General features: G+C 62.5%; 5 protein-coding genes and 1 tRNA gene. 5 read left to right on the top strand and 1 reads right to left on the bottom strand.

Annotation, left to right across the window (positions count from 1 at the left end):
* Positions 1-413 precede the first annotated feature (413 nt).
* Positions 414-498, bottom strand: a tRNA-Leu gene (locus Q4G22_RS15525).
* A 161-nt stretch (positions 499-659) separates the two neighbouring features.
* Between Q4G22_RS15525 and Q4G22_RS15520 the strand changes: the two genes are divergently transcribed.
* From Q4G22_RS15520 to gltB, 5 genes are all read left to right on the top strand, one after another.
* Entirely contained in the window at positions 660-1,649 is a 990-nt protein-coding gene (locus Q4G22_RS15520) for a complex I NDUFA9 subunit family protein (protein ID WP_303386792.1), read from the top strand.
* Positions 1,650-1,652: 3 nt separating this feature from the next.
* Positions 1,653-2,459, top strand: a complete 807-nt coding sequence (locus tag Q4G22_RS15515) for an undecaprenyl-diphosphate phosphatase (RefSeq protein ID WP_303386793.1) — start codon at positions 1,653-1,655, stop codon at positions 2,457-2,459.
* 149 nt (positions 2,460-2,608) lie between these two features.
* Complete coding sequence (locus Q4G22_RS15510) at positions 2,609-4,093, top strand: NAD(P)-dependent oxidoreductase (protein WP_303386791.1); 1,485 nt, start codon at positions 2,609-2,611, stop codon at positions 4,091-4,093.
* An 88-nt stretch (positions 4,094-4,181) separates the two neighbouring features.
* Positions 4,182-4,862 carry a hypothetical protein gene (locus tag Q4G22_RS15505; RefSeq protein ID WP_303386790.1) on the top strand — a complete coding sequence of 227 codons (681 nt, stop codon included), beginning with the start codon at positions 4,182-4,184 and terminating at the stop codon, positions 4,860-4,862.
* On the top strand, positions 4,859-9,032 hold a 4,174-nt coding region (gene gltB, locus Q4G22_RS15500; protein ID WP_303386789.1), incomplete at its 3' end, for a glutamate synthase large subunit. The genes Q4G22_RS15505 and gltB, both read left to right, overlap by 4 nt.

Genomic DNA, 9,032 nt, shown 5'->3' with positions numbered 1-9,032 from the left:
AACCGCTTGACTGAGACGACCCCGTTACCGAAGTCTGGAGCCTAGCCCGGCACTTCCATCCGGCTCTTTAGGTTCAGGACTCGTTTTCGGGTCATAGCCAGATCTGAAATATGTTGATGACATAGCCGTATGATGAACGCCACTGATCCACAAGATCAAAATCCACCTCTGACCCCACTCCATCCGCGATACGCTTTCCTGCGCGTTTGACTTGGGTCTTACTTTCGGACAGCGTCCGATCCAGCATCATTCTTATCGTATTGGGTAAAGTGTGGGCGGATGTGGCGCTCATATGGTGCCCTACATCTGCGGGCCCAAAACACCCTCTGTGAGGCAAACTGTGTGGCAAAATTGGCGCTAACAAAGAAGAAGCCCCAAGAATCTCACGATGCTTGGGGTTTTCTACTTGACTTTGGTGCCCAGGAGAGGACTCGAACCTCCACACCTTGCGGCACACGGACCTGAACCGTGCGCGTCTACCAATTCCGCCACCTGGGCCGGTTGCGTGAGGCGGGGATGTATCGGGATGTTCGGGGGGTGTCAACGGCCTCTTGCAAAAAATCTTCATCATTTTGGCGCTGCGTGAAAACCTTCGGGAAATCTTGCCGTGGCAGGCTGGCGGGGTTATCAGAAGGCAGGCAGATGAAAGGGCACAGCCGATGTCAAAGCTGGTCACGATCTATGGCGGTTCGGGCTTCGTTGGGCGTCAGATCGCCCGCATCCTTGCAAAGGAAGGCTGGCGCATCCGCATCGCTGTGCGCCGCCCGGATGAGGCGCTGTTCGTGCGCGGTTATGGTGCCGTGGGGCAGGTGGTGCCGGTTCTGTGCAATATCCGCGACGACGAATCAGTGCGGGCGGCCATGGCCGATGCCGATGCGGTGGTGAATTGCGTGGGCATTCTGGTGCGCGAGGGCAAGAACGACTTTGCCCCGGTCCAGCACGAGGGTGCGGCGCGCATTGCCCGCCTCTCGGCGGAAACGGGCGTGCCGGTCATGGTGCATCTGTCGGCCATCGGCGCCGATCCCGATGCCGACAGCCATTATGCCGCCAGCAAAGGCAAGGGCGAGGCGGCAGTGCGCCAGCACCGCCCCGATGCCATCATCCTGCGCCCCTCGGCCATCTTTGGCGAAGGGGACGGACTTTACACCAAGTTCGCCAACAAAACCAAGATGTTCCCGCTGATCCTGCCGATTGCCGGGGGCGCGACCCGGATACAGCCGGTCTATGTCGGCGATGTCGCCGCCGCCGCCGCCAGGGCGGTGAACGGCCAGGCCGAACCGGGCATCTATGAACTGGGCGGGCCGGATGTTTTCACCATCGACCAGATCGTGCGCCAGGCATTGCACAGTTCGCGGCGGCGGCGCGGCCTGTTCAACATGCCGTTCTGGTTCGCCGGTATCGTCGGCGGGGCGCTGGATCTGGTGCAGATCCTGACCGGGGGGCTGGTCACAAACCGGGTGATGACGCGCGACTTCGTGCGGATGATGCGCCATGACAATGTTGTCGCAGACGGGGCGCGAACGCTGGCGGATCTGGGCATCCAGCCCACCGCAGCCGAGGCCGTGATCGACAGCTATCTTTGGCCGTTCCGCCCGTCCGGGCAGTATGACGAGATCAAGGAATCGGCGCAAAACCTGCGTCACGGCTGATAAATCATGGAATATAACACAATTATCGCGGCAGCCCTTGGTGTGCTGGAGGGGCTGACAGAATTCATTCCCGTGTCCTCGACCGCGCATATCCTGTTGGCGGGGCATTTTCTGGGCTTTGATTCGCCCGGCCGCACCTTTGAGGTGCTGATCCAGTTGGGCGCAGTGATGGCGGTGCTGGGGGTCTATGCCCGCCGGATCGCGCATCTGGTTGCCACGGCATCAGACAACCCGGAATCGCGGCGATTCATCGCGGCGGTGCTGATTGCCTTTATGCCCGCCGTGGTGATCGGCGTGCTGGCGCATGATTTCATCAAAACCGTGCTGTTCGAAACCCCGGCGCTGATGGCGGTGATGCTGATTCTGGGCGGGTTCATCCTGCTGTGGGTGGACAAGCGGTCCACCACCCCCACCTATCACCGCCCCGAGGAATTTCCCCTGTCGATGGCGCTGAAAATCGGTTTTATTCAGTGTCTTGCGATGATCCCCGGCGTGTCGCGTTCGGGCGCGACCATCGTTGGCGCGCTGATGCTGGGGGCCGACAAACGTTCGGCGGCGGAGTTTTCGTTCTTTCTGGCCATGCCCACGATGCTGGGCGCCTTTTCCTATGATCTTTTCAAGAATCGCGACGTGCTGGACGGCGCGGCCATGGGCAATGTTGCCATCGGCTTTATCTGCGCGCTGATTTCTGCGGTGATCGTGGTGCGGGGCTTGCTGAACTATCTCGAACGGCATGGCTATGCGCTGTTCGGCTGGTGGCGGATCATCGTCGGCAGTGTGGTTTTGCTGGCGCTTGCCGCAGGTTGGTAAGCAAGACTGACCTATTATTGCCCCTGTCAGCGCAAAAAATTGCTTCGGGGCACAAAAATCCCGCACATAGGTCAGCGCGACTGACTTTTATTTGGTAAAATGCTGGCATAAGCAACGCGCAACACCCGTTAACAGTTGGGGGCGCAGCCATGGCCACGCAAAAGATGCTGAAATTCGTCTCGACCCCGCGCGAGATGCCCGAAAAGCGCAACGCAGCCGAGCGCAGCGACGATTTCCACGAAATCTATCGCGAATTCGCCGATGCCAAGGCGAAAGAACAGGCCAGCCGGTGCAGTCAATGCGGGGTTCCCTATTGCCAGTCGCATTGCCCCCTTCATAACAACATTCCCGACTGGTTGCGCCTGACCGCCGAGGGGCGCACGCAGGAAGCCTATGCCATGAGCCAGGCGACCAACACCTTTCCGGAAATCTGCGGCCGCATCTGCCCGCAAGACCGTTTGTGCGAAGGCAATTGCGTCATCGAACAGTCGGGCCACGGCACCGTCACCATCGGCGCGATCGAAAAATACATCACCGACACCGCCTGGGAACAGGGCTGGGTGCAGCCGGTCGCGCCGCGTCAGGAACGCACCGAATCGGTGGGTATCATCGGCGCGGGGCCGGGCGGGCTGGCCGCCGCCGACCGGCTGCGGCGCATGGGTTTTCAGGTGACGGTCTATGACCGTTACGACCGCGCGGGCGGGCTGCTGACCTATGGCATCCCCGGCTTCAAGCTGGAAAAGGATGTGGTGATGCGCCGCAACGCCCTGCTGGCCGATGGCGGGGTGGACTTCGTGCTGAACTGCAACGTGGGCGAGGATATTTCCTTTGACGCGATCCGGGGCAAGCATGATGCGGTGCTGATCGCCACCGGCGTTTACAAGACCCGCGATCTGGACATCGACAATGCCGATGCCGGCGGCGTGGTGCGGGCGATTGATTACCTGACCGCCAGCAACAAGGTGGAATTCGGCGATGACGTGCCCGATTTCGACGATGGCGAGCTGAACGCCCGTGGCAAGCGCGTGGTGGTGATCGGCGGCGGCGATACGGCGATGGATTGCGTCCGCACCGCCATTCGTCAGGGGGCGCAATCGGTCAAATGCCTTTACCGCCGCGACCGCGCCAATATGCCGGGATCGCAACGCGAGGTGCAGAACGCCGAGGAAGAGGGCGTCGAATTCGTCTGGCTGACCGCGCCGGGCAGCTTTGTCGGCGCGGCCCAGGGTCAGGGCGGCCCGGACACCACCATCAACAGCGAACGCCCCGCAATCAGTGCCGTTCGGGTGCAGCAGATGCGCCTTGGCGCGCCGGATGTGTCGGGTCGTCAAAGCCCCGAACTGATCGAGGGCGCCGATTACGACGAACCCGCCGAACTGGTCATCAAGGCGCTTGGCTTTGAACCCGAGGATCTGCCGAAACTGTGGGGCGTGGACGGGCTGGAGATCACCCGCTGGGGCACGATCAAGGCCAGTTTCGGCACCCACGCCACCAGCCTGCCCGGCGTTTATGCGGTGGGCGACATCGTGCGTGGCGCGTCTTTGGTGGTCTGGGCGATCCGCGACGGGCGCGAGGCCGCCGACAGCATCGCCGAATTTCTGGGCGTCGGCGCCAGCCGCGTCGCGGCGGAATAGGGCGGCACAGATGATGCACAGACCGTACACAAGCTGTACACAGGCTGTACACAGCCAGCGCACGCTGGCTGTTGCGGTCGCGTCAGCCTTGCTGACCTTTTTGCCCGCCCTGCCCGGCCATGCCGCCGGGCAGTTCACCCCCCCTGCCGGTTGCCGGTTAGAGGTGACGGTGCAGAACCGTGGCTGCACCGTCAGCCAGCATTTCCGCTGCGATGCCGACCCCGAGGGGTATCAGCGCACGGCCATCTTTTCGCAGGACGGGCTGACCTATCTGTCGGTGATCGACGCCGAAACCCGCTGGATCGAATCCGCCTCGCCCACCGTCGGGCTGGTGGACCAGCTGGAAGACGAGGCCGAGGCCCATGCCAGCCTGTCGCGGCTGATCGAAACCGGCCGCGACGATTTCGATTTCTGGACCGTTTCCAGCAGCGGCGAGCGACTGCACCATCAGGGTTATGACGAACTGACCGGCGAAACCGTGACCATCGACGGGGTGGATCTGGAAAAGACCCGGTTTCAGCTGACCACAACCTTTGAAAGCGGCGAAACCATGCTGACCCGCACCGGCCAGCAGTTCATCAGCCGCGTCATGGGCCGGTTCTATGGCGGGGTCGAAACCTCGACCGACTGGACCGGCGCGACCGTGAACAGCAATGACAGCCCCGTGACCTTTGCCTTTCCCGGCAAACCCGGTTTCGGCAGCATCACCCCTCAATACGACTGCGACATGCTGATGACGCAGCTTTCCCAAGGAAAGGCCCGGCTATGAGCAACTGGCAAGAACAAGAACAGGCCCGCCGCGACTGGATGGCCGAAAACAGCCTGTATCGCCATGACGATGAACATTCGTCCTGCGGCGTGGGCTTTGTCGTTGATCTGGATGGCAAAGCCAGCCGCAAAGTGGTGCAGAACGGCATCGACGCGCTTAAGGCGATCTGGCATCGCGGCGCGGTGGATGCCGATGGCAAGACCGGCGACGGCGCGGGCATTCATGTGCAGATCCCGGTGCCGTTCTTTTACGATCAGGTCCGCCGCACAGGGCATGAACCCGACAAGGACAAGCTGATCGCCGTTGGTCAGGTGTTTCTGCCGCGCACCGATTTCGGCGCGCAGGAACGCTGCCGCACCATCGTGGAAACCGAAGTCATCCGCATGGGCCATTACATCTATGGCTGGCGGCATGTGCCGGTGGATACCAGTGTCTTGGGCGAAAAGGCCAATGCCACCCGCCCCGAGATCGAACAGATCCTGATCCGCTGCGACAAGGACATCGATCAGGTTCAGTTCGAACGCGAGCTGTATATCATCCGCCGCCGCATCGAAAAGGCGGCGGTGGCGGCGCAGGTTTCGGGGCTTTACTTTGCCTCGCTGTCCTGCCGCAGCATCATCTACAAGGGGATGATGCTGGCCGAACAGGTGGCCGAATTTTACCCCGATCTCAAGGACGACCGCTTTGAATCGGCCTTTGCGATCTATCATCAGCGGTATTCGACCAACACTTTTCCGCAATGGTGGCTGGCGCAGCCCTTCCGCATGTTGGCCCATAACGGCGAAATCAACACGCTGAAGGGCAACCTGAACTGGATGCGCAGCCATGAAATCCGCATGGCCAGCAGCGCGTTCGGCGATATGGCCGATGACATAAAACCGATTGTGCCCGCCGGATCGTCGGACAGCGCCGCGCTGGATGCGGTGTTCGAAGTGATGGTACGATCAGGCCGCAGCGCGCCGATGACGAAAACCATGCTGGTCCCCGAAGCATGGTCCAAGGCGACCACCGACATGCCGCAGGCCTGGGCCGACATGTATGCCTATTGCAATGCTGTGATGGAGCCATGGGACGGCCCGGCGGCGCTGGCGATGACCGATGGCCGCTGGGTCTGCGGCGGGCTGGATCGCAACGGGTTGCGCCCGATGCGCTATGTGGTGACGGGCGACAATCTGCTGATCGCCGGGTCCGAGGTGGGCATGGTGCCGACCGATGAATCCTCGGCGCGCGAAAAGGGCGCCTTGGGTCCGGGGCAGATGATTGCCGTCGATATGCAGGACGGCAAGCTGTATCATGATACCGAGATCAAGGACCGTCTGGCCGCCAGCCAGCCCTTTGGCGACTGGATCGAAAAGGTGGTGCAGCCCTCGGACGGGATGGCCAAGCTGCCTGAAACGCCAATGTTCACCGGCGAAGACCTGCGCCGCCGTCAGATCGCCGCCGGTTACACGATCGAGGAACTGGAACAGGTTCTGGCCCCCATGGCCGAGGACGGCAAAGAGGCGCTGGCATCCATGGGCGACGATACCCCCGCCGCCGTGCTGTCGCAGCAATACCGGCCGCTGTCGCATTTCTTCCGCCAGAATTTCAGCCAGGTGACGAACCCGCCCATCGACAGCCTGCGCGAAACGCGGGTGATGAGCCTCAAGACCCGGTTCGGCAACCTGAAAAACGTGCTGGATGAATCCAGCGCGCAGACGGAAATCACCCTGCTGGAAAGCCCGTTTCTGGCGAATGGCGAATTCGATGAATTGATGCGCATGTTCGCCGGCACTGTCACGCAGATCGACTGCACCTTCCCCGATGGCGCCGGGCCAGAGGCCATGGCCGGGGCGCTGGCCCGCATCCGGGCCGAGGCCGAGGATGCCGTTCGTTCCGGCGCCGGTCACATCGTGCTGAGCGATCAGGCGCAGGGACAGGACCGGATCGGGCTGCCGATGATTCTGGCCACCAGCGCCGTGCACAGCTGGCTGGTGCAAAAGGGGCTGCGGACCTTTTGTTCGATCAATGTGCGGTCGGCGGAATGTATCGACCCGCATTATTTCGCCGTGCTGATCGGCTGTGGCGCGACCACGGTCAACGCCTATCTGGCGCAGGACAGCCTGGCCGAACGGATCGAACGCGGGTTGCTGGACAGCAACCTGACCGATGCAATGAACCGCTATCGCGAGGCGATTGACGGCGGCTTGCTGAAAATCATGGCCAAGATGGGGATTTCGGTCATCTCGTCCTATCGCGGCGGGCTGAATTTCGAGGCCGTGGGCCTGTCGCGCGCCATGGTGGCGGAATATTTCCCCGGTATGCACAGCCGCATTTCCGGCATCGGTCTTCACGGGTTGCAAGCCAAGCTGGAGGAAATCCACCAGAAGGGGTTCCACAGCGACAGCGCCGATCTGCTGCCAGTGGGCGGTTTCTACAAAATGCGCCGCTCGGGCGAGAAACACGCGTGGGAGGCGAACACCATGCGCCTGCTGCAACTGGCCTGCGAGCGCGCGTCTTATGATGTGTGGAAACAATTCTCCGCCGCGATGCGGGCGAACCCGCCGATCCACATCCGCGACCTGCTGGACATCAAGCCGCTGGGCAAGCCGGTGCCGATCGAGGAAGTGGAAAGCATCACCTCGATCCGCAAGCGCTTCGTGACGCCGGGGATGAGCCTTGGCGCGCTGTCGCCCGAGGCGCATATGACGCTGAACATCGCCATGAACCGCATCGGCGCGAAATCCGACAGCGGCGAGGGCGGGGAAGACCCCGCGCACAGCCACCCGCTGCCCAATGGCGACAACCCCTGCGCCAAGATCAAGCAGGTCGCCTCGGGTCGCTTTGGCGTGACGGCGGAATATCTGAACGCCTGCGAGGAACTGGAAATCAAGGTCGCCCAGGGGGCCAAACCCGGCGAGGGCGGGCAGTTGCCGGGCATGAAGGTCACGTCGCTGATCGCCCGCCTGCGCCATTCGACGCCGGGGGTCACGCTGATCAGCCCGCCGCCGCACCATGATATTTACAGTATCGAGGATCTGGCGCAGCTGATCTATGACCTGAAACAGATCAACCCGCGCGCCAAGATCACGGTGAAACTGGTGGCCTCGTCGGGGGTTGGCACAATCGCGGCGGGCGTGGCCAAGGCCAAGGCCGATGTGATCCTGATTTCGGGCCATAACGGCGGCACCGGGGCATCACCCGCGACCAGCATCAAATTCGCCGGTCTGCCGTGGGAAATGGGCCTGACCGAAGCGCATCAGGTGCTGGCGATGAACCGCCTGCGCGACCGGGTGACGCTGCGCACCGACGGGGGCCTGCGCACCGGCCGCGACATCGTGATGGCGGCGATGATGGGGGCCGAGGAATACGGCATCGGCACCGCCGCGCTGATCGCCATGGGCTGCATCATGGTGCGTCAATGCCAGTCGAACACCTGCCCTGTGGGCGTTTGCACACAGGATGAAAAGCTGCGGGCGATGTTCAACGGCAGCGCCGATAAGGTGGTGAACCTGATTACCTTTTATGCGCAAGAGGTCCGCGAACTGCTGGCCGCCATCGGCGCGCGGTCGCTGGACGAGGTGATCGGGCGGGCCGATCTGCTGACTCAGGTGAGCCGCGGTGCCGCGCATCTGGACGATCTGGACCTGAACCCGCTGCTGATCACCGTCGATGGCTGGGACAAGATCGTCTATGACCGCTCGCGCCCGCGCAATGCCGTGCCTGACACGCTGGACGCCGAAATCATCCGCGACGCGGAACGGTTCTTTACCGATGGCGAAAAGATGCAGCTGTCCTATGCGGTGCGCAACACGCACCGGACCATCGGCACCCGCACATCCAGCATGATCGTCTCGACCTTCGGAATGCGGAACAGCCTGCAACCCGACCACCTGACCGTGCGCCTGACCGGATCGGCGGGGCAAAGCCTTGGTGCCTTTGCCGCGCCGGGCCTCAAGATCGAGGTCTCGGGCGATGCCAACGATTATGTGGGCAAGGGCCTGTCGGGCGGCACCATCACCGTGCGTCCGCCGATGGCCAGCCCGCTGACCGCCGCCGATAACGTCATCATCGGCAATACGGTGCTGTATGGTGCGACCGACGGGTTCCTGTTCGCGGCGGGCCGCGCCGGCGAGCGCTTTGCCGTCCGCAACAGCGGCGCCAAGGTGGTGATCGAGGGCTGCGGCACCA

This window comes from Paracoccus sp. (in: a-proteobacteria) (genome assembly GCF_030538655.1).
Taxonomy (GTDB): Bacteria; Pseudomonadota; Alphaproteobacteria; order Rhodobacterales; family Rhodobacteraceae; genus Paracoccus.
Note: the sequence above shows the minus strand (reverse complement) of the source record. Positions and strands in the feature narration are given on the sequence as shown.

What these genes read in the sequence shown, in the direction of transcription:
- Q4G22_RS15520 (WP_303386792.1), top strand. Translation starts at nt 660, where the DNA reads ATGTCAAAGCTGGTCACGATCTATGGCGGTTCGGGCTTCGTTGGGCGT.
- Q4G22_RS15510 (WP_303386791.1), top strand. Translation starts at nt 2,609, where the DNA reads ATGGCCACGCAAAAGATGCTGAAATTCGTCTCGACCCCGCGCGAGATG.